Raw genomic sequence first — 21,459 nt, forward strand, 5'->3', positions numbered from 1 at the left:
CGTGTAGACCCCGCTGCCTCAGTCAGTGTCTACCGCCCAAACCCGGGGCGTCGTCGGCGTAGATAGCGTTCAAACTCGGCGGCCAAAGCGTCGCCGTCGATCTTGCCCAACGCATCGTTCACATCGACCTCGGCGTCGCCACGCTGCTCCAATGCCTGCACGTATTCGGCCAGGTCGTCATCTTCGGCGACCATCTCGGTGATTGCCTGTTCCCACTCTTCGGCTCGTGTCGGCAGGTTAGCCAACGGGACCTCGACGTCGAGCACGTCTTCGACGTGGCGCAGCAGCGCGACCGTCGCCTTCGGATTGGGGGGGTGTGACACGTAGTGAGGCACCGCCGCCCAGAACGTCACCGCCGGGATTCCGGCCGTCACGCAGGCGTCTTGGAACACTCCGACGATTCCCGTTGGGCCCTCATAGCGAGTTTCCTCCAGACTGAAGAGTCGTGCCGATTCCAGCGAGTAAGTCGCACCCGAGACTGGTACCGGCCGGGTATGCGGAGTGTCAGCCAGCAGCGCCCCGAGGATCACAACGGTGTCGACGTTAAGCTTGTCGGCGATGGCCAGCAACTCAGCGCAGAAGGTGCGCCAGCGCATGTTCGGTTCCACCCCGTGCATCAACACCACATCGCGGTCACTGCCCAGTGGGCAACAGTGTGAGATCCGCATCGCCGGCCACACCAACTCCCGGGTAACTCCATCGATCTGGCGGATGACCGGGCGATTCACCTGATAGTCATAATAGGTTTCGTCGTCGATCTCCACGATCAGGTCGGCTTCCCAGATGGCATCCAGGTGCTCTAAAGCTCCGCTGGCCGCATCGCCGGCATCGTTCCAGCCCTCAAAAGCCGCCACGGCGACGGTGTTGTGCAGTTCGGGCAGTGCGCTGCGATCCGGCCTACCATCTCGCAAAGTCACAGAATCAGCGTACGGCTTAAAGTCCGGCGACGATGCGTGTTGGGTAACGGCTCGATGCAGAACTGAGCGGTTTGCATGGACTAACTAGTCTTGTGCGCGTGACTGCCGCTAACCGGCACCAGTACGACACTGATTTCCTGGAGACTTTGGTGCAGCGCGTGGTGATGGACGACGGTGCGATGGGCACTTAGTTCCAGGCCGCGGACCTCACGTTAGACGATTTCCGTGGCTTGGATGGCTGCAATTGGATTCTCAACGAGATGCGTCCTGAGGTGCTGGAAATCATCCAACAGTGCTATTATGAAGAAGGTCCGGATGCTTTCGAGGCCAACACCTTTTGGATGTACTCTGGTGATTACGACATTGCCGACAAGATTGGGGCGTTGTTGCAGCGGAGCACCGCGATCGGTTGCCGACGAGCTGACTATACCCAGCCGCAAGTAGCACGTACTGGGGTTGATAGGGCCAGGTATTTAAGCTTCCCACTCTGGGCCACGCCGAATACGCTGTCATTCGTGGTGCGTACGCTGAGGCTGCGCTAAGTTTGTTGGATGGCGGCGCCGACGCCATCCTGGTCGAAGCTTCCCAGGACTTGCTACCGGTTAAGGCCGCGGTACTGGACTCGCGGCGAGCGATAATGACACAGGCCGGCTGGTACATTCCGATCTTTGCTCACGTCACCTTGCAGACGACTGGCACGATGCTGCTGGGAAGTGAGATCGGTGCGATGCTGACAGCCGTCGGGCTGCTCGGTGTCGACATAATCGGTCTAAACACCACAACGGGGCCCGCCGAGATGAATGAGCATCTGCGGCACTTGTCCCAGCATGCTCGCATTCCGGTGTCGGTTATGCCCAACGTAAGATTGCCGGTGCTAGGCGCCAAGAGTGTCGGATATCCGCTGCAAACTGACGAGTTGGCCGAAGCACTAGCGCTGAGTTCGGGTTTTCGTTGGTCGGCGGCTGCTGTGGCACCATCCCGGACTATATCCGGGAAGTGGTAGCCTCCGTAGCCAGATTCAATGACGGGACAGTGTGTCATGTGACCTACGAGCCGTCGGTGTTCATCGTTGTATACAGCGATCCGTTCACCCCTGACACTTCGGTAATTGTGATCATCATAGATCGGTATAATGCTAAATTTATCCAATTATTTTCGTTAGGAAACAGTCATCGACAATCATCAGAAGTTCTTGAGCATCGCCAAGGACCAAGCTCGCGTCGGCGCATATCTGCTGGATTTGTGTGTTGACTACGTCAGTTGCGATGGCGTGGTCGATTATGAAGGCGTTGGCCAGTCGACTCGCGACGTCGTCTACATTGCTGATCATGCTAGACTGCACCGAAAGCCCTGTTTTGTAAGCCGGTTTGGAGCAGCTGGGCGGCCACTGGGCGATCAATTCCGTCAACTACGAGGATGAGTAAGGTTCAGAGTCGCGGTTTCACAAGGCTTATAGAGCTCGTCTCCGAACACTGTTCAGCCGTGGTTGCGCTGACCGTCGACGAGGAGAGGCAAGACCGCACCACCGAGAAGTAAGGTCGGACAAGAGCCCCAAGCGCGGTAGAGAGCAAGACATCGACAGTTTCAAGGAGATTGTGTTCTGCAAGAAGGAATTCGAGAGCAAGGAACGTAATAAACTGTCCAAAAGCATTTCGAAGCAATGTAAGGATACTGAATATCCGGTCAATGTGTATGAAAGACCCTATTTAGCAGCTAAAGTCGAGGTATCTGCTCTGTCGTTCTGGAGGTCGCGTACCGTCCAGGATTTGGTGATAGCCAACTACACTTGACTACTCGACGAGCATGCATTGTCCTTGGGCAAATGGATATTACGTGGTGTACGCGGTGGTGAGGAGACTTCCTATGGCAGAGTGCATCGAGACCGAAGTCTAGTTCCAGCTGCGGTACTGGCTAGACCGGTTGTTCATCCACGGTGTCTTGACGCATGTTACCGTAGTGTTATAGTTATTTTTCGTTAATTTACCAGCGGTGTCCGATGGTGACGGCGTCGTGGTGTTCGCCGAGCGCTGACGCGATGCTGAAGTGCAGTACCGGCTCAGTTTCCCATGTCAGCGACGCGGCCGGTTTCTGTGCATCGTCGATTTCATCCGCTCTCGGGATCGGGACAGATGGATGGGGTGATGTTGACGTGCTGCCCTTTCAGCTGGTTAACATGGGCTAACCCATCGCTCATTTCGCTAACGGGCTGTTCGCATCTAACTCCTGCCATGACTACCTCGAAGTGCATGGTGATGGAATGCAGTTCACCGAAGCGCTGGCCGAGTACTGGCATCGACGTATCGGGGAGGAGTTGAAGTTTTCTGGGGAGCGGGCGATGTCGGCCAATGACCCCGAGGTCGTCGAGAACTATTTTAAGCTCGACTACCCTGGCATCTGGTTCGTCTTAGGCTAAGGTGCATGCCCGGACCAGGAGGATCAGGTCAAAGTGATGGAGCTGCTGCCACCCGACCGTATCGGCGTGAGGTTGTCTGAAGAGTTACAGTTACATCCCTAGCACTCGGTCGACGCGTTCGTGCTGCACTACCGCAAGATTACATACTTCAACGTCTGATTACTACCTCAGCTCGTCATCGCTTTAGATGTGCGACAGCAGATTTCGTGGTAGTGCCGGCAAACCTGAACGGTTCGATACCGTTGTCGGTGTCGAGCATCGGCCCGGCTCTTCCCGAGGCTGATGACATAGCCATGCGTCCGTCGTCTGCAAGGAATTCGAACCAGTATCACCGAACGCGTCCTCACGGCTTAGTCATCTGCTTGGCGTTGTCTTAGCTCGGTCGCCGGACATCGTGGTCGCAGGCGCAGTAGCGTTCGCGTAGATACTGGTGACGGCTTTAGCCCCAACTGTTGAGGCTAACCTCGCGCTGCCGGTACTGCTGACAGCACCATAGCCTTGGACAGCAAAGATACTCGTGGTTAGGGGAGACGCAGGTACCGTAGTCATGGCCGTGACAGATGCGATAGTGGCGACGGGTACAGTAGAGCTGGTATCGGTAAACGTGACTTCCGCTAATCGCGGGTAAGTCTTGCTCGCCAGGGTCGTTAGAATGCGCCATGTCAACCAGCGGCTCCGTATTTTCACCTAAGTATTCAACCACCGGTAAGTTTGGTCAGTACGACCGTACCGATAAGCCACAGCACCGAACTCAGCAGCGGAGCTAACGGGCCGAAATAGCTAACATCGAATAAGCGATGACGGTAAAGACCTGGTTAGAAACTAAGGAGATGACCATGTCCAGTACCTGGGTGACGAGGTTTCCGAGCGGTCCGGACAGGATTTTAGCGGCTAGGTCCCGAAGAAATTCGAGGAAATCCTTGAGTAGCTCAAGGGTTAATTTGATGGTCTCGGGAAAACCGTAACTGGTGGCGACGATTGGCGGCGCGGATGACGTCATCGGGGTGGCCACAAGGCTATGTCTGAGCCCCTTGATAGACGTTCATCGTGGTGGTTTCCTGAACCCACATTCCTATGTAGTCGGCGTCGTTGAGTGCGATGGTAATAGTGTTGGCATCAAAAATTGGTCGCGACCAGTGCGGCATGCTTGGCATGTTTGGCTGCTAGATCGGCGAAACTTGGCGTGCTACCCAATGCGGACGTGTAACTGGCGGTCGCGCTGGTCGCACGCGGTCAACAAAAAGAACGGTTGATAGAACGCGACGAACCACTCTGCGCTCGGTCCTGCTTATGCGGCGTCCTGCACCGATGTCAGGTTTTCCGCGAGTTCTGTTGTAACGTCAACTTATTGGGCGAATAGGGACTGCCATGTTCTGGCTTTAGCTAGTAGCGGGCCAGGGACCGACGCCACTGGACAGCAGTGCTGAATGTACCTCAAGAGACAGCACGAACCATACTGAAGACATAACGTTCATGATTATTTGATTCCTCGAATCACGCATACAAGGGACAGCATCATCTATGTTAATGTGCTTTAATATGCCGTAGTGGCGGCTCTGGGTGGTGGGATACATAAGCTGGGTAAAAAGGTCCTGGAGGAAGCTGGCGAGGTGTGGTTAGCCGCCGAACACGAACCCAAGGAAGTGCTGGCAGAAGAGATCAGCCAGTTGCTTTATTGGATTCAGGTGCTGATGATCTCGCGTGGACTGTCGCTCGATGACGTTTATCGGAAGCTATAGAGTTATGTTGCGGGTCGCTGTTCCGAACAAAGGTGCGCTAAGCGAGCCGGCCACAGAGATTCTCTCGGAGGCTGGTTATCGGCGGCGCACTGATGCCAAAGACCTTACCGTTGTCGACTCCGTAAACCGTGTCGAGTTTTTCTTTCTGCGACCTAAAGACATTGCCATCTATGTCGGTTCGGGAGATCTTGACTTCGGCATTACCGGACGGGACCTGGTGCGCGATTCGGATGCATCGGTAAGCGAACGCCTGGCGCTGGGTTTTGGATTATCCAGTTTCCGTTATGCCGGCTCCGCCGGACGCGACTGGACGACGTCGGATCTTGCCGGAAAAAGAATCGCTACTTCCTATCCAAACTTAGTCCGAAAAGATCTGGTCGCCAAGGGTATTGAAGCAACTATCATAAGGCTTGACGGTGCTGTGGAGATCTCGGTACAACTTGGGGTGGCAGACGTTATTGCCGACGTGGTCGGATCTGGACGCACCCTAAGCCTACACGACCTCGTGACTTTTGGTGAGCCGCTGTGTGATTCGGAGGCGGTGCTGATCGAACGCGGCGATCGGGGCAGCCATGATGATCACCACGAAACCGTCGCGGCGCGTGATCAACTAGTTGCTCGGATCCAAGGGGTGGTATTTGGTCAGAAGTACCTGATGCTGGACTATGACTGTCCGCGCTCGGTACTGGACAAAGCCACGTCGATCACGCCGGGACTGGAGTCGCCGACCATCGCTCCACTGGCCGAGCCGGGTTGGGTTGCAATTCGTGCATTGGTGCCCCGCCGAGACATCAACGGGATCATGGACAAGCTTGCGGCTATCGGAGCCAAAGCGATTTTGGCCTCCGACATTAGGTTCTGCCGGTTTTGAGGTTTCGCTGTGTTAGCATCCGGCTACGGCCGATTTCCATCGTACTAGTAGCACCCTTGACAGGGGAGTATCCGCGACAAACTATCTTGTTCCCCTGCCGTTTCTTTTGATTAGTGTTATCGTCTGATTGCATTTCCTGATGGTGCCCATGATGTTTTCCTGTACCGCTCTACTCAGCTGGATCAGCCTGCATTCTGCGTAAGCGAATTGGGTAGGTAGTTTCATTACTATCGTGGTCTTCACCGTTCTGGCGTTTGTCGAACTGGTCAACGACAAACTTCCCACGGCACTTCCTCGCACCATGCAGCCGGCGTTCATTGTCCGGATCGTGTTGGACGCGTTTGCCGTTTCCGTGATCGATACTGCGTGGGGCTATTTGTGGACCGCGCCTGGGGTCGATTTCGTTGGCGTGGTGCTCGGGACCCTGGGCGGTTATCAAACGCCTAGTTGGCTGGTCGCTGTCCATAGCGGGCAGGATCTGTCGATTGCGCTGCTGGCGGCTGCGGTCGCGGTCTTGGGCGGGTTCGCGATCGTCACGCTCATGGGTTCTCTGTAAGTAAACATTTCGGTGTGGTCATCGTCGACGCTGGCCAGGCTGGACCTTCTCTGGCGGGGTAAGTTGACAGCTGCCGTGTAATGCGTGGCGATAGTGGATCGCAAACTCATCGTCGGCACCTGTATCAACACCGAGTGCATTCCAACCAAGACACTGGCGGCTAGCACGTATGCAGCTTAATTAGCCTGTAGCGCAGCTGAATATGGAATCTTAACCGGGACAATCAGTTTGGATATGGCAAACGTCAAAGCGTGCAAATGCGATATTATGCACAAGGGTCGCGAGGGTATAGAAGCCTGGCTAGACAGTACGAACGGCTGCGCTGTCTTTTGTGGTCATGGTCATTTCGAGGATTTGCATACTCTGGGTTTCGGTAACGACTTACTGCACACCGATCGGATCTTCCTCAAGATCGGTAGCTGTGCGATGGTGCCAGACGTCCCGGGGCTCTGTGATGTCAAATTCCTTACTCAAGTATCGATTCTAGAACTTTACATACTGCCATCCTATGTCGTCATCGTCGGCGCCATTTACTTAGCGTTGGAGTTTGCGCAGGTATACTTCCGCTTCGGTGCTTGGGTGACCGTCGTCGGTAGAGTTCCGCGACTGGCCTTCCGTGAAGATTAGGATGTCTCTGTAGCTATCGGATTAGAGAGATCCTGGAAACCGAAGGTATCGATATTATCGTTGGTGCTAACGATATGCGGATTAGGAAGTGCGACAGTGGTTCCTGAGGGTTTAAGCTCGCATGCAACGCTGGCACCTCCTCGATTCAGGACAACCATCTATGGATAGCCGTGGGACGGTGGCCCAAAACACAAACGACCTGGGTATTGAGATCGCCGGTGTGTATATTCGGTGTCCACAACTACATCGTGGTCGACGATCAACTCAAGGCCAATGCTATACTATGGGTTTTGAGCGATGGGCGACTGCAACGGTACAGAGTGCTGCCATCCACACTTCGTATAACGCTTACGCGATTGTTACCGCTAATTTGTCCGACGATGAGTCACGTTGAGTTGATGACCCATCACCACCCCATGCGCTTTATATAGACTCCCCATTGGGACACGCTGGCATGACCGTCGATCAGGTCCGTGTATTGAGCTGCAAGGCGCTGGTCGGTAAGTGGCCAATGGCCAGGGTGGGCCGAGCGATGGAAAAGGTTGAGAAACAAAAACAAGGCTTCATGAACGTAAAGCTACTAGTAGTCGCCGCCGATGCTCACCAGATGCTGGGAGCAGTCATCTTCGAAGTAGAGCGCTACGAAGCAGTTCACACCATTTTTGATATCATGTCAGCATAAGTGCCTTATATCACGCTGTAACGCACAATGTATATCCATTTCACGATCAGTGAGTTCATTCCCACGATGCTGCAGGAGAGGTCGCGGTTCGAGTAAGGCTCTCGGCGCCAATTGGGTGCTTCCGATGGTGAGCTCGACAGCAGTGCGCAGGACTCGCCTCGCACTTCTTCGCGTCAGCGTCAACCTCGACGAAAACTCGCATCGACTAGACCGCCGGCTTCGTCGGGTAGGAAACTGCTTCCGTGCGCGTCCGATCCGGCCATCCGGGATAGGGTGGCGGCGTTCCCCCGAAAGCCGGACAATGATCCTGATGCGGACACCACTCGCATAACCGTGACGGATTGGGACGAAAATTGCCGATTCTACCGGCAGATTGGATTGCGTGCCAGATCGCCATCAACGTCTTTTCGAAGCGTAACAGCTCGTCACGGTCCGGTGTGTAGTCCAGCAGCTGGCCGTCGGCCAGGTAGATTAGCCGCAGCCGGGCGGGCAGCACACCGCGTGAACGCAGTAGCGCCACCGCGTAGAACTTCATTTGGAACATCGCCTTGAACTCAGCCGGCGCTCGTGTGGCCGGCGGTGCCTTACCGGTCTTGTAGTCCACCACCCGGAGCTCACCGGTAGCAGAGACGTCGATTCGGTCGATAAAGCCGCGCAGCAAGGTGCCGTCGGCCAGTTGGACCTCCACACGTTGTTCGCAACTTTGCGGATTGAAGCGAACGGGGTCTTCGAGCCGGTAATAGCCGGAGAGCAACGCGCGGGCCTCGTCCAGCAACTGGGTTCGCTGCTCAGAATCCAGCTCGCTATCCAGGTCTGGTGCCGCGGCGATCATCTGTTCCCAGGCGGGCTCCACAAGCGATCGCGCAGTGTCCGGGTCACGTTGCAGCGCGGGCAGTCCATAAAGCTGCTCCAGTGCGGCGTGCACCACTGAGCCGCGGAGCTGCGCGGCCGATGGCGCCTCAGGTAGCCGGTCGATCGCCCGGAATCTATACAGTAGCGGGCACTGCTTGAAGTCCGCCGCACGCGACGGTGATAGCGCCGGCCGTGATGAACACACGTTTGGCTGGGGTGGTGCCGGCTGGTCGGTCATGACGGCAGCCTAGGGCGGGGCACCGGCAACCCCGAACATCGGCTACGGTGAGTCGGCTGGCACGCTAGACGGTGTGTCCGCAACTGGCCCGTTCACTGTTGGCGAGCGCGTCCAGCTCACCGACGCCAAAGGTCGCCACTATATGATGTCGCTCACCCCTGGTAGCGAGTTCCACACCCATCGCGGCTCGATCGCCCACGATGCGGTCATCGGCCTGGAGCAGGGCAGCGTAGTGAAATCCAGCAACGGTGCTCTGTTCTTGGTCTTGCGCCCGTTGTTGATCGATTATGTGATGTCGATGCCGCGCGGGCCACAAGTGATCTATCCCAAGGATGCCGCTCAGATCGTGCACGAAGGCGACATCTTTCCCGGTGCCCGGGTGCTGGAGGCTGGGGCCGGATCGGGTGCGCTAACTTGCTCACTGCTACGCGCAGTCGGGCCGCAGGGGCAGGTGATCTCCTACGAATTGCGCTCTGATCACGCCGAACACGCGCGTCGCAATGTGTCTAACTTCTTTTGCGTCTCCGGCGCCAAGGGCCAGCTACCGGATAACTGGCAGCTCATTGTCGGCGATGTTGCAGACTCTGAGTTGCCTGACAGTTCCGTCGACCAGGTGGTGTTAGACATGTTGGCACCGTGGGAAGTGCTGGACGCGGTGTCGAGGCTGGTGATCGCCGGCGGTGTATTGGTTATCTACGTGGCCACCGTCACTCAGCTGTCGCGGGCCGTGGAGGCTCTGCGGGCTCAGCAATGTTGGACCGAACCGCGAGCGTGGGAAACGCTTCAGCGAGGTTGGAACGTGGTAGGCCTGGCAGTTCGGCCGCAGCATTCGATGCGTGGGCACACCGCGTTCCTGGTGTTGGCTCGTCGGCTGGCGCCGGGAGCTGTCGCGCCGGTGCTGTCGGGTCGCAAACGTGAGAGAAGTGACGTCTAATCGTCGCTGCGGTGCAGGCCACGGCGAACGGATATCAGCTCGAATTCGGGGTGTACAGCTACTAAACGTTCGGCGGCATCGCGCACATCAAAGGCGTGGCTGCGGTCGCCAGACACTGTGGCTATACTGATGTCCGCTCGTCAATACAGATCGTGTGAACCGGTCTCGGCGGCCGACATGCCGAACTTGTGCTGCGGCTCAGCGACAACAGGCCGGATTAGCGACTGCTTTTGTTTAAGTGGACGGACGTCACCCAGCAGCACATCGAACCTCAAGCCAGCCGATTCATATCCCACGAGTCAACGTGGAGGAGCCGGGCTAGTCAGTCCTGAAGAGTTTCCGAACTCCAGCAACATTTCCGCGGTTAACTTGGATAACTGCCAGCCTTGTTGCGGAGGTGGGAAGGGTGTGAACTCCATCGGGAACGAGAACACGTCGTTGTTCGCTTGGGCGGTATTAACGCTAATGGTGGCCAGCACATCGGACGGATTCTTGTCCGACCATGTGATGTTGTTCGCCACGAAGGTTATGGGCAGGTAGCCGTTGTCCCGCAATGCGCTGCTGAACTTGTCCAGAGTGACGGCGCTGTCAAGGGTTGCGCCTTCGATGAGGGACACCTTATCGATGCCCGGAATGTTGGGATCAGCGAGCCGGCTAAGCACATCGGTAAGGGTTTCCGGAGTCGGCAGGGCGGTAGCTGGTGGAGTAGCAATCGGACTTGAAATGCTCGGCAAAATGGATGGGACAGCCGACGATGATGTGCTGGAGTGGCTGTGTGTGCATCCCGTGAACCCGAGTACCACTACAGCTGCGGTAGCGCTCAGGGCTGTGAGAAGGGTTCGCCTAGTCCAGTGTGACACGCTGGACTAGGCGTCCACGCCTACTGGCTGAAGCAGCAGGCTAGCAGGTGCAAGGGAAATCACATTGTCGGCACACGTGCCACCAACACCAGCGCGTGCCGCGACGCATGTGGCGAGGTATTTTGTAGTCACGGTTGCCCTTTCAATCGGCCAGTTTAGCGCTGAGATTACCAACGTTACCGGCGGCAGGGTTTTGACGGCATTTCACGTTCGCGCACGAGGAGGCAATCGCCGGTAGCGTTGAAGTATTCGCTGCGCTATTTGGGTGCGGGAAAGGAGCGCAAGATGGGTGATTCAGAGCGTTCTGAAGCGTTCAGTACCTCTCGTGAAACGAACATGTCCAGCGGTGATGCTGCCGAATTGGAACAACTACGGCGCGAGGCAGCGGTGTTGCGCGAGCAACTCGAACATGTGATTGGACCGCATGGGAGTGCCCGCTCTACCCGCGATGTACTTCAGCTCGAAGCTCGAATCGATTCGCTTGCGGCCCGCAATTCCAAATTAATGGAAACTCTTAAAGAAGCCCGCCAACAACTGTTGGCGCTGCGTGAAGAAGTCGATAGGTTAGGACAGCCGCCCAGCGGCTACGGTGTGCTACTGGCTGCCCACGACGACGAAACGGTAGACGTGTTCACGTCGGGTCGCAAGATGCGGCTGACGTGCTCACCCAACATCGAGGTCGCGTCGCTGCGGAAGGGCCAGACCGTCCGGCTCAACGAGGCCCTGACCGTCGTCGCGGCCGGCACCTTTGAGGCCGTCGGCGAGGTATCTACCTTGCGGGAGATCTTGGCAGACGGCCACCGTGCGTTGGTGATCGGCCACGCTGACGAGGAACGCGTCGTTTGGCTGGCCGAGCCGTTGGTTGCCGAGGATTTGCCGTATCGCGTTCCCGACGCCCTCAACGATGATAGCCGGCCGCGCAAGCTGCGTCCTGGCGACTCGCTGCTGGTTGACACCAAAGCCGGCTACGCCTTCGAACGTATCCCCAAGGCCGAGGTAGAAGACCTAGTGCTGGAAGAGGTGCCTGATGTCAGCTATTCTGATATCGGTGGCTTAACCCGTCAGATTGAACAGATCCGCGATGCCGTTGAGCTACCGTTCCTGCATAAGGAGCTCTACCGGGAGTACGCGCTGCGTCCGCCCAAGGGGGTGCTGCTCTATGGCCCGCCTGGCTGTGGCAAGACATTGATCGCCAAGGCGGTTGCTAACTCGCTGGCTAAGAAGATGGCCGAGGTCCGCGGCGACGACGCCCGCGAGGCCAAGTCATATTTCCTCAACATCAAAGGCCCCGAGCTGTTGAACAAGTTCGTCGGCGAGACCGAGCGGCACATCCGGTTAATCTTCCAGCGCGCACGAGAAAAGGCGTCGCAGGGAACGCCGGTTATCGTGTTCTTCGACGAAATGGATTCGATTTTTCGCACCCGTGGCACTGGGGTCTCCTCGGATGTCGAGACCACTGTCGTCCCGCAGTTGCTTAGTGAGATCGACGGGGTGGAAGGCCTCGAGAACGTCATCGTGATTGGTGCCTCCAACCGCGAGGACATGATTGACCCCGCGATTCTGCGGCCCGGACGTCTCGACGTGAAGATCAAGATTGAACGGCCCGACGCCGAAGCGGCGCAAGACATTTACTCGAAGTACTTGACCGAGTCGCTGCCGGTGCATGCAGACGACCTCGCCGAGTTTGATGGTGACCGTGTAGCGTGCACCAAGGCCATGATCGAAAAGGTTGTTGACCGGATGTACGCCGAGATTGACGACAATCGGTTTCTGGAAGTCACCTACGCCAACGGAGACAAGGAAGTCATGTACTTCAAGGACTTCAACTCCGGAGCTATGATTCAGAACGTTGTCGACCGAGCGAAGAAGAACGCTATCAAGTCGGTGCTTGAGACTGGTCAGCCTGGGCTGCGGATTCAGCATCTGCTCGACTCGATCGTTGACGAGTTCGCCGAGAACGAGGATCTGCCCAACACCACTAACCCCGATGACTGGGCGCGGATTTCGGGTAAGAAGGGCGAGCGGATCGTCTACATCCGCACTTTGGTCACCGGCAAGAGCTCAAGTGCCAGCCGGGCAATTGATACTGAGTCCAATCTGGGCCAGTACCTGTAAGAGTCAGGCGGTCACCAGTAAATAGCTGTTGGTGGGGTTGTCTTGCACGGCGTATGCCGCGCCGGTAGTGGTGTCGAGCCGCAACTCGCTGATAAGCACGCGCGGACCCTGCCGGCAGGCTGAGTCGTTTACTCGGCTTGGTTAGGTCAGTTCGGGACAGGTTAGTGTCGTCGACTTGGCTCCAGGCGTGTATACTCCAGCGGTACCTCTCGGGGTCGTGCAGCTCGTAGACTTCTTCGTCGACGTTGAAGGCGGAGACCGTATTGCGGCTGACCTGATTGACTATGTACAGAGCCGGGTTCATCGAAGACAGCAGCATCGCGGCCTGCTGGATCATCTCGATCCTCCCCGAAAATTTTTGTTGCATGCGGTACTTGCGGCTTTTTTTCGATGGCATTCATCCGCTAATGTCGCGGACTGTTGAGCAGGGCTGCGGCAGCACCGTTTTCGGCGATTATGGCCTGCGCGTCCAAAGCCGACTACAGCTTGGTCAGACAGTCGTTGCGCGGGAAGCTATTGTAAACATCCGTCTGTGAGCCGGCCTCCCCAGTCGTCATGAGAAGCACTTCGCTGTAACGTTTTCTAGGCAAGTGAGTTGCTGGTCCGCGCATCTTTTGGATGGACACCGGGGTAAAGGTAATTGTTGACGTCAACGAGGTCAACGTCGGCGGATTTCGAGCGGTCAGCATGCTCGTCGCGGTAGCGGTTTCACCCAATCGGGGGTGATGTGTCCGTCATCCATTAGCGGGTTGAGGAACGTTGCGTGATATTCCGTGTCGCCGACGGCATGCACGCTGATGTACACGAACGTCAACGTGCCAAGGAAAAGATACCTATGGATCAGAGAGTCTGGCGTTGGAAGCGCACGCTACTGACTGCGGGACGCGTTCATTTCTGTGAGTAGCGTTGGACTCAGTATGATCAGTTCGATAACGAAATAGGTGGTGGCGGTAACCACCGCCACCACCTACCTAGGTTTGCATCAGTTATGAAGTAACCATCACAAAGACGATGTTGAGGCGTTCAGCTCTAATGGGTGGGAGCTGGGCAAGGTGTCTAGCATCGCCACGAATGGCGTGTCCGCCAACTTTTCGGCGTTCTTTGGCAGCTCTGCGGTCAATTTTAGCATTGGTTTGGCCCGGTCGACGGTGGCGGAGACGACGAAGGCGCTTGGTATGACGGTCAGAAACATGCTTGCCAGCCATAGCCGCTCCCCGGTGATTGTTGCGGTCATAATCCAAACGTAGGTGTTGAAAAACAGAAGCAGCGCAACCGGAAGTGCCCGGACCATCAGGGCGCCTGTATATCGCGAAGTGCGACAGCGTCATGCGTATCACCCATTCCAGCACGGACACCAAGCCGTTGGCTGTCATGCGGTCACCACGGAATACCGACGACGGCAGATCAGTGGCCCCGTTGCTTTTGACGACCGCCAAAAGTACCGCTGCTGCACTGGTCGTCGTGACCGCGCTTTGCCGGCTGTGTGATAGCCACCTGGACACCAGCCAGCTGGCAATCATCAGGTCAGCGGAGAAGCGATCCTGAGAATCGCCACTATCACCCAGTCGATGATTGTTGGCTCCCTCTCGATCTCGATGTCGTGGCCATCTGTGATGATGAAGGTCAGCACCACGCAGGTTTGCAAAGTTCCGTAGGCGACCATCGCGGAGCCGACCACGATTACAGTTGTTGCCAGTGGCTTCGGCGCGTAAGTACCGCCAACAAACCGCGTTCCAAAAACCAGATTCCAGCTGCATCACATGCCGCTGCTCGGTGGCGGAAGAAGAACCTCACGCTCGCTCACTCTAGCGGTGTTGATCCGGGGGCACTTAGCGTAACGGAGCGTAATCTGTGCTCAATGCCAGCACATTATAGCTCAAGATTATATGAAACAGTCGGTGCCGGCCAAAACTCATGTTGCTGCCGGAGCGGAAATTGTGGTTATGGTTGCCGCCATGTTCCTGGCCGAGGCCGGAATGCGGGTCACGTTATGTGAAGCAGTACCTGAAGCTGAGGGCAAAGCCAGGAGCGTTCGCCTTGTCGACGGTCACCCGATCGAGCCCAGCTTGTGCGTCTACACGGATAGCTATCAGACCCTGCTGAGGTTGTCCTCGTGCATACCAACCGAGAATGGCATGATCTTGCTTGACAACCTGGTCGGGGTGACTGCGGCCCGCGTCTACAAAGACCGTTTGATGGACCAAGCAGGCGCGCCTGTTGCTCTGGAATGCCGACGGTCAACCTTCCTCCAGGCCACCGGCAATGCACTTGACCCGCTGATGAAAATTGGGCGGATTTCATTGCGGAGCGTATTGGAAATCGTCGGTCTGACGCAAAGGAGATTAACACTCTCAGGTACTATCCACTATCTTTACGCTCACGTGCGCTTGCTGTGGATGTATAATCAGAGCTAGTTGTCGCAGAGTTAGACTGTATATCGTATAGCGGACTATTTACGTCTCAGTCGCCAGTATACCGACGTGCAGATGTTCTTTTGCCCTTACCTTACCATGAATTTTTGTTACGGCCCGTAAGAATGTAGAAGCAGCCGCGATTGTTTCTGCCATTCTCAAGGGGGTACTTCATTATTAACCGATAGTGTATCATAATTGAACGGTTCTAAAGCGAACTTAATCATGATGATACATGGATCGACGAGTGAGCGTAAGGTATATTCCTGGATTTGTCAGTTACACAGTCTCGGCGTCGATATTAAAAATTCAACACACACACCTTTCTGGTCTCGAGCTCGAGAGCATTCAAATCGCCGTATCGATATCAACTAATGGTTGTAGATCCACTTGTTTCTATCCCATTTTCACAGCTTTCCTATCTGACGCTGTGTGAGATAGTCAAATCAGGTCATGTCGAGCGATATCTTCCGTATCTCAAGCAGCAGCATGCCATTGTGCTCGTGTGATCGCTATTTCTGTACGATACTCTAACATGGCTTTACTTTTATCCGTCTGGGAATCGTTAGCACGTATTTTGAAATCGAGTGGACCTCGACTCCGCTATCCAAGGACAAGGTTTTTAGAAAAATGTCAGCTTGCCGGAGAGAACCAAGTATTTTCTGTCGATAAACTCCGAGTGGAGCGGATGGATTTGGTTTAGTTTTACATTGGCGGGTAAGTAAATGTACACTAGATGCGATCTTGACTGAGTTCTTGATGCAGTGTGGCCTTGATCGGTCGCATATCCTAGACTGGAAGATCGATTCTTAGCTGAAACACCTGAGTCAGGACTGAGAGGAATACGAAAGCTTGGTGAACAAGCTGCCTCCGCATCTTGCTTCAGCGCTCTGGAATGGTAAACATCTGACAAGACTTTTGCTGTTTGCCATTCCGCTGCTTGGCACCCACGGCTGATCTTCGTGTATTCGCACGAAAGTGCCAAACTTTTTTCTTGTGGTTTGCTGGTGCAGCGATCTATTCATCAGATTTGAACTTCTTCATTCCGACCATGGTTAGAGGGCAGTCAACCTCCGGTTATCTGGTTGCCCACGAAATCATCGGCGTTGCCGCTCCACACGTTAGTAATTGGCTGCACATCGACTTTCGGGATCCCTTGCTGTTCAAGCTTTTCCAGCGTATAGACCGATGGGTGTGGAACTGGCGTCGTGCCAAGACACGCACCCGCGGACACCGTCAACGCTTCGCCTAGGCTTTAAGTCATGCAACGGATTATCGGGACGGAGGTTGAGTACGGCATTTCGTCGCCGTCGGACCCGACCGCTAACCCGATTTTCACCTCAATACAGGCGGTGTTAGCCTACGCTGCCGCCGCCGGCATTCAGCGTGCAAAACGCACTCGCTGGGACTACGAGGTGGAGTCACCGCTGCGGGACGCCCGGGGATTCGACTTAAGCCGCTCAGCACCCCCGCCATCGTTGGTTGACACCGATGAGGTCGGCGCTGCCAACATGATCTTGACCAACGGAGCACGGCTCTACGTCGATCATGCGCACCCGGAGTACTCTGCCCCCGAATGCACCGATCCGCTGGACGCAGTGATCTGGGACAAGGCCGGGGAGCGGGTGATGGAGGCTGCCGCCCGGCATGTCGCCAGCGTGCCGGGAGCTGCCAAGCTGCAGTTGTACAAGAACAACGTTGACGGTAAGGGTGCCTCCTACGGAGCACACGAGAACTACCTGATGTCGCGGCAGACGCCGTTTTCAGCCACCATAGCCGGGTTGACCCCGTTTTTGGTGTCGAGGCAGGTGGTCACCGGCTCGGGGCGGGTCGGTATCGGACCCGCCGGCGACGAGCCTGGCTTCCAGTTGTCCCAGCGATCCGATTACATCGAGGTTGAGGTCGGGCTGGAGACCACGCTGAAACGCGGCATCATCAATACCCGTGACGAACCACACGCCGACGCCGACAGATACCGCCGGCTACATGTCATCATCGGCGACGCCAACCTCGCCGAGACGTCGACCTATCTGAAGTTGGGTACCACGGCACTGGTGCTCGACTTGATCGAAGAAGGTCCAGCACACGGAATAGACCTGACTGACCTCATGTTGGCCCGGCCGGTGCACGCCGTCCACGCGATAAGCCACGATGCGTCGCTGCGGGCCACCGTGGCACTGGTCGACGGTCGTGAACTTACCGGCCTTGCGCTGCAGCGGATTTACCTCGATCGAGTGGCAAAGTTGGTCGACAGTCGTGACCCTGACCCTCGTGCAGCCGACATCGTGGAAACCTGGGTGCACGTACTTGACCAACTGGAGCGCGACCCAATGGACTGTGCTGAACTGCTGGACTGGCCAGCCAAGCTGCGGCTGTTGGAAGGTTTCCGGCAACGGGAGAACCTGAACTGGTCGTCCCCGCGGCTGCACCTCGTTGACCTGCAGTACTCCGATGTTCGGCTGGACAAAGGGCTGTATAATCGACTGGTTGCGCGCGGCTCGATGAAGCGTCTGGTCACTGAACACCAAGTGCTCAGGGCGGTGCATAACCCACCGACCGACACTCGTGCGTATTTTCGTGGCGAATGCCTGCGTCGATTTGGGGCCGACATCGCTGCGGCAAGCTGGGACTCGGTGATCTTTGACCTAGGCGGCGACTCGCTGGTTCGGATCCCGACCTTGGAGCCGCTGCGCGGCAGCAAGGCCCACGTCGGAGCGCTGTTGGACGCGGTGGACAGCGCTGCCGAATTGGTGGAGCAACTGACCAGCTAAGCCTGTTGATTCGGGAAAGGTTGGGCCGGACCGGTAAAGTTAGAGAAAGACTATGGAGCAGGAGGCGGCGATGGCTCAGGAGCAGGCCAAGCGTGGTAGAGGGGGCGGTGATGACGATGAGCTTGCCAGCAGCACGGTCGCGGGCCAAGAGCATCGCGAGAAGTTAACCGAGGAGACCGACGATCTGCTCAATGAGATTGACGACCTCCTTGAGGAGAACGCAGAAGACTTTGTTCGTGCGTATGTCCAAAAGGGCGGACAGTGACCTGGTTGTTCCCTGTTCGCTTGTCCATCAACTCGGCACTTTCCGGAACTCCGACGGTAGGCCTGTCCTCGTTTAGTGAATTCCTACGTCGTCAGGCGTCGGAACTGCTGCCTGCGAGTCTCGGTGCCGGTGCACAAGCCGGCGATACCCAACTGCCGCATGGCACCACGATCGTCGCGCTGAAATATCCCGGCGGTGTCGTCATCGCAGGCGATCGGCGTTCCACGCAGGGCAATATGATTGCCGGACGCGATGTGCGCAAGGTGTATATCACCGATGACTACACCGCCACCGGTATCGCCGGCACCGCTGCCGTCGCGGTCGAGTTCGCCCGTCTCTACGCGGTCGAACTTGAGCACTACGAGAAGCTCGAAGGTGTGCCGCTCACGTTCGCCGGCAAGGTCAACCGACTTGCGATCATGGTCCGCGGCAATCTAGCGGCCGCGATGCAGGGGCTGGTGGCGTTGCCACTGTTGGCGGGTTACGACATTCATGCATCTGACCTGCAGAGCGCAGGATGCATCGTCTCCTTCGACGCAGCCGGCGGCTGGAACATTGCGGAAGAGGGTTATCAGTCGGTGGGATCGGGGTCGATTTTCGCTAAGTCTTCGATAAAGAAATTATACTCGCAGGTCTCCGATGCCGATTCGGCATTGCGGGTAGCCGTCGAGGCGCTCTATGATGCTGCCGACGACGATTCCGCAACCGGCGGGCCGGATTTGGTCCGCGGCATCTACCCCACGGCGGTCACTATCGGCGCGGAGGGCGCAGTCGACGTGATGGAAAGCCGGATCGCCGAGCTTGTTCGCGGGATTATCGAAAGCCGTTCGCGCGCGGACATTCTTGACTCCGGTAACGGGAGTGCGAAATGAGTTTCCCGTACTTCATCTCGCCCGAACAGGCGATGCGCGAGCGCAGTGAACTCGCCCGTAAGGGCATTGCACGGGGCCGCAGTGTGGTGACGCTGGCCTATGCCGGTGGTGTGCTGTTCGTCGCTGAAAACCCGTCACGGTCACTACAGAAGATCAGCGAAATCTACGACCGGGTAGGCTTTGCCGCCGCGGGTAAGTTCAACGAGTTCGATAATTTGCGCCGTGGGGGGATCCAGTTCGCCGATACTCGCGGCTACGCCTACGATCGCCGCGACGTAACCGGTCGACAGTTGGCCAATGTCTACGCGCAAACGCTCGGCACCATCTTTACCGAGCAGGCCAAGCCGTACGAGGTTGAGTTGTGCGTCGCCGAGGTCGCGCACTACGGCGAAACGAAACCACCCGAGCTGTACCGGATAACCTACGACGGATCGATCAACGACGAACCACATTTTGTGGTTATGGGCGGCACTACGGAGCCGATTGCCAACGCGCTCAAGGAGTCGTATGTAGAGAACGCCAGCCTGACCGACGCTTTAGGCATTGCAGTCGCAGCCCTGCGGGCGGGAAGTGCAGATGTCGCCGGCAGCGATCAGCTCACCTTTGGCGTGGCCGCCCTAGAGGTGGCCGTCCTCGATGTCAACCGGTCGCGGCGGGCGTTTCGGCGGATCGCCGGCTCCACCCTACAAGCGTTGCTGGCAGACCAGGAAAGCCCAGAGTCTGATGGCGAATCGTCGGACTGAATCCGAAAGGCCGACGCAAGCTCCTGAGCACTGCGTGCCGGGGATCTACACTGACTGCCATATTAACTGTCCCTAACTCCGGCTCGACGCATCGTCGATCTCTGCCGCGACTCTGCCTTTATTCCCTATTGAACAGACGTGTCTTGGATCAAGAATAGCATTACAGAAATAGTTGCATCACGATATCAAATCCATGTATATCTTTCTTCACTGGGCAACGTATCCAATGTGGACACAGTCCCGCTTCTTGGCGTCATGATTCAGAAGATTGCGGATCCAAGACCAGTCAGTGACCGATCTCGACCCCATTGCGACTGTTTGCCGGTATTCTGGCGTTGGTTCTCCGGATGGAACTGATCTCCGAGGGGCGAGACGCGATCCCCAGTTCCCTACCGGTCGCAGCTGGGACCTCGATGTGCTGTTGAGTTAAGATCTCGATGTCCCGGGTGCTACCGGTGTTCGCGGCGGAAGTTTTATCAACTTGGTTCTCGCATTTTACCACGCTCTTCTCGGCGGTTGGAGTGTAGCAAATCCGATACGGGAATTGTTGCAGAACTATATATTTCACTTTGTTATGGATATCGCACCGATCAATAGTGCTGACTATTCGACGTCGATGCTCGCCTAGTACATCTGACTAGAGAAGGAGGAGACTGACAGCAGTGCCGCACAACAATTCTGGTGGGATACCGTGGGCGGATCACAAGTGACGGCATTTCCCTCCCCGGTCACGTATTCTTCGCCAGGAATCGCTGATTCCGATGTCAGCGCTGTGCTTCCTGAGTGGCTACAATATGCGACGAAACGGCTGACAGCGTCGTTATATACTTACAACGAAGTCCTTTCTGCTGGAAATTCATTGTCTGATGTTGCAGGAGATAACTGGCGAGGCCGATATCACAACTGGTCTCATTACCTACGATAGGTACGGAAACACTGGCGCAGAGAGCACTGTGGGATTTTTTCTCAACACCATCCCAATTCAGCTCGTCGACGATCAGCACAGCTGGATTGGGACAGCCGAGTATCGCCGGTTTCGAGCAATCAAGCCACCAGTATTGGCGTTGTTACTCTTTGAACGCCATTCAGTCTGACACGGGACGATCGGTAGTCGAGACCGCATTCAACTTAGTCAACTATCACGCGGTTGCTTATCTGATTGCTGCCGACGGCATGCAGCTAGCATATTTAAAAGGCAACGAACAGAACAGCTTGGCTCTACTGGTATTTATGTGCACACCGGACGACTATTGATCCAGGTAACTGGCGACCCTACTCGAGTGACAGTAAGGAAGGCGCAAGAATACATTGCCACGTTCGTTAGATTTAGCCGGGGGTGGCTCGTTGCGGTTGCCGTTAGAGAAGCGTCGTCGTGATTTGTTTTAGCTGGTGCGCGTAGTTCGTCGCGGGATTGATCCGAATGCATGGATCGGTCGATGTACTCTTGTAGGTGTATCTGGCTCAAGCAGAACCGAAAGCCACTTGAGCTCAACACTATTAATCCGGGAAGAGCGGTCCTGCCTCTGGCTATCCTCACTGTCGCCACCATGTTCGGTGGCCTATATCCACGCAAATATCTCACCTAATGTGTTG

18 protein-coding genes and 6 pseudogenes are annotated in these 21,459 nt (G+C 56.3%); 15 read left to right on the plus strand and 9 right to left on the minus strand.

All coding sequences use genetic code 11. The annotated features are described in order from the left end of the window. Positions 1-29 precede the first annotated feature (29 nt). On the minus strand, positions 30-911 hold the full coding sequence (locus MUBE_RS14810) for a PAC2 family protein (RefSeq protein ID WP_165849909.1): 882 nt from the start codon (positions 909-911) through the stop codon (positions 30-32). A gap of 104 nt (positions 912-1,015) precedes the next feature. On the opposite strand from MUBE_RS14810, the pseudogene MUBE_RS20655 reads away from it, so the two are divergent. Both MUBE_RS20655 and MUBE_RS20660 read left to right on the plus strand, forming a co-directional pair. Then, positions 1,016-2,450 (plus strand): annotated as a pseudogene (locus tag MUBE_RS20655) (homocysteine S-methyltransferase family protein); the annotation flags it as partial. A gap of 74 nt (positions 2,451-2,524) precedes the next feature. Further along, positions 2,525-3,432 (plus strand): annotated as a pseudogene (locus tag MUBE_RS20660) (vitamin B12 dependent-methionine synthase activation domain-containing protein); the annotation flags it as partial. 661 nt (positions 3,433-4,093) lie between these two features. Here the strand turns inward: MUBE_RS20660 and MUBE_RS14820 are convergent. Beyond that, a complete protein-coding gene (locus MUBE_RS14820; RefSeq protein WP_116541109.1) occupies positions 4,094-4,342 on the minus strand; it encodes a hypothetical protein in 249 nt (82 codons plus the stop codon). A 4-nt stretch (positions 4,343-4,346) separates the two neighbouring features. Beyond that, positions 4,347-4,484: a PPE domain-containing protein gene (locus tag MUBE_RS20665; RefSeq protein WP_207801728.1), complete on the minus strand. Its 138-nt coding sequence runs from the start codon at positions 4,482-4,484 to the stop codon at positions 4,347-4,349. A 393-nt stretch (positions 4,485-4,877) separates the two neighbouring features. On the opposite strand from MUBE_RS20665, the pseudogene MUBE_RS14830 reads away from it, so the two are divergent. The 4 genes and pseudogenes from MUBE_RS14830 to MUBE_RS14845 form a co-directional block, all read left to right on the plus strand. Next, positions 4,878-5,069 (plus strand): annotated as a pseudogene (locus MUBE_RS14830) (phosphoribosyl-ATP diphosphatase); the annotation flags it as partial. A 4-nt stretch (positions 5,070-5,073) separates the two neighbouring features. Next, complete coding sequence (gene hisG, locus MUBE_RS14835; protein WP_116541110.1) at positions 5,074-5,940, plus strand: ATP phosphoribosyltransferase; 867 nt, start codon at positions 5,074-5,076, stop codon at positions 5,938-5,940. Positions 5,941-6,172: 232 nt separating this feature from the next. Further along, on the plus strand, positions 6,173-6,496 hold the full coding sequence (locus MUBE_RS14840) for a hypothetical protein (protein WP_243633104.1): 324 nt from the start codon (positions 6,173-6,175) through the stop codon (positions 6,494-6,496). Between the two features lie 14 nt (positions 6,497-6,510). Next, positions 6,511-7,901, plus strand: a pseudogene (locus MUBE_RS14845) (FAD-dependent oxidoreductase). A 109-nt stretch (positions 7,902-8,010) separates the two neighbouring features. On the opposite strand, the gene MUBE_RS14850 reads toward MUBE_RS14845, so the two are convergent. Further along, a complete protein-coding gene (locus tag MUBE_RS14850; protein ID WP_116541111.1) occupies positions 8,011-8,895 on the minus strand; it encodes a RecB family exonuclease in 885 nt (294 codons plus the stop codon). A 73-nt stretch (positions 8,896-8,968) separates the two neighbouring features. Between MUBE_RS14850 and trmI the strand changes: the two genes are divergently transcribed. Continuing rightward, positions 8,969-9,829, plus strand: coding sequence for a tRNA (adenine(58)-N(1))-methyltransferase TrmI (gene trmI, locus MUBE_RS14855; protein WP_116541112.1), 861 nt, complete (start codon positions 8,969-8,971; stop codon positions 9,827-9,829). Here the strand turns inward: trmI and MUBE_RS14860 are convergent. Together MUBE_RS14860 and lppK are read right to left on the minus strand one after the other, a co-directional pair. Next, positions 9,826-10,114: pseudogene (locus MUBE_RS14860) on the minus strand (DUF503 domain-containing protein). The gene trmI and the pseudogene MUBE_RS14860 sit on opposite strands and share 4 nt — an antisense overlap. Positions 10,115-10,128: 14 nt before the next feature. Beyond that, positions 10,129-10,689: a lipoprotein LppK gene (lppK, locus tag MUBE_RS14865; RefSeq protein WP_116541113.1), complete on the minus strand. Its 561-nt coding sequence runs from the start codon at positions 10,687-10,689 to the stop codon at positions 10,129-10,131. A 285-nt stretch (positions 10,690-10,974) separates the two neighbouring features. On the opposite strand from lppK, the gene arc reads away from it, so the two are divergent. After that, the gene (arc, locus tag MUBE_RS14870) at positions 10,975-12,804 is read left to right on the plus strand and encodes a proteasome ATPase (protein WP_116541127.1); all 1,830 of its coding nucleotides are present in this window, start codon (positions 10,975-10,977) and stop codon (positions 12,802-12,804) included. A 3-nt stretch (positions 12,805-12,807) separates the two neighbouring features. Here arc and MUBE_RS14875 read toward each other — a convergent pair. The 3 genes and pseudogenes from MUBE_RS14875 to MUBE_RS16195 all read right to left on the minus strand — a co-directional run bounded on the left by MUBE_RS14875 (position 12,808) and on the right by MUBE_RS16195 (position 14,482). Next, positions 12,808-13,415 (minus strand): annotated as a pseudogene (locus MUBE_RS14875) (hypothetical protein). A 389-nt stretch (positions 13,416-13,804) separates the two neighbouring features. Then, a complete protein-coding gene (locus tag MUBE_RS14880; RefSeq protein ID WP_116541114.1) occupies positions 13,805-14,095 on the minus strand; it encodes a hypothetical protein in 291 nt (96 codons plus the stop codon). A 228-nt stretch (positions 14,096-14,323) separates the two neighbouring features. After that, complete coding sequence (locus MUBE_RS16195; protein WP_165849907.1) at positions 14,324-14,482, minus strand: hypothetical protein; 159 nt, start codon at positions 14,480-14,482, stop codon at positions 14,324-14,326. Between the two features lie 220 nt (positions 14,483-14,702). Here MUBE_RS16195 and MUBE_RS14890 point away from each other — a divergent pair, with 220 nt between their 5' ends. The 7 genes from MUBE_RS14890 to MUBE_RS16200 all read left to right on the plus strand — a co-directional run bounded on the left by MUBE_RS14890 (position 14,703) and on the right by MUBE_RS16200 (position 21,120). After that, positions 14,703-15,218: an NAD(P)/FAD-dependent oxidoreductase gene (locus tag MUBE_RS14890; protein WP_165849908.1), complete on the plus strand. Its 516-nt coding sequence runs from the start codon at positions 14,703-14,705 to the stop codon at positions 15,216-15,218. A gap of 1,259 nt (positions 15,219-16,477) precedes the next feature. Next, positions 16,478-17,986, plus strand: a complete 1,509-nt coding sequence (dop, locus tag MUBE_RS14900; protein WP_116541118.1) for a pup deamidase/depupylase — start codon at positions 16,478-16,480, stop codon at positions 17,984-17,986. 70 nt (positions 17,987-18,056) lie between these two features. Beyond that, positions 18,057-18,251, plus strand: coding sequence for a ubiquitin-like protein Pup (locus tag MUBE_RS14905; protein ID WP_116541128.1), 195 nt, complete (start codon positions 18,057-18,059; stop codon positions 18,249-18,251). Beyond that, a complete protein-coding gene (gene prcB / locus MUBE_RS14910) occupies positions 18,248-19,123 on the plus strand; it encodes a proteasome subunit beta (RefSeq protein ID WP_116541119.1) in 876 nt (291 codons plus the stop codon). Before MUBE_RS14905 ends, prcB begins: the two co-directional genes overlap by 4 nt. After that, complete coding sequence (gene prcA / locus MUBE_RS14915) at positions 19,120-19,866, plus strand: proteasome subunit alpha (RefSeq protein ID WP_116541120.1); 747 nt, start codon at positions 19,120-19,122, stop codon at positions 19,864-19,866. The genes prcB and prcA overlap by 4 nt, the downstream gene beginning before the upstream one ends. An 824-nt stretch (positions 19,867-20,690) precedes the next feature. Continuing rightward, positions 20,691-20,960, plus strand: coding sequence for a condensation domain-containing protein (locus tag MUBE_RS20670; protein ID WP_424399113.1), 270 nt, complete (start codon positions 20,691-20,693; stop codon positions 20,958-20,960). After that, entirely contained in the window at positions 20,941-21,120 is a 180-nt protein-coding gene (locus tag MUBE_RS16200) for a hypothetical protein (RefSeq protein ID WP_116541123.1), read from the plus strand. Before MUBE_RS20670 ends, MUBE_RS16200 begins: the two co-directional genes overlap by 20 nt. Positions 21,121-21,459 lie beyond the last annotated feature (339 nt).

This window comes from Mycobacterium uberis, assembly GCF_003408705.1.
In the GTDB taxonomy this organism is placed as follows: domain Bacteria; phylum Actinomycetota; class Actinomycetes; order Mycobacteriales; family Mycobacteriaceae; genus Mycobacterium; species Mycobacterium uberis.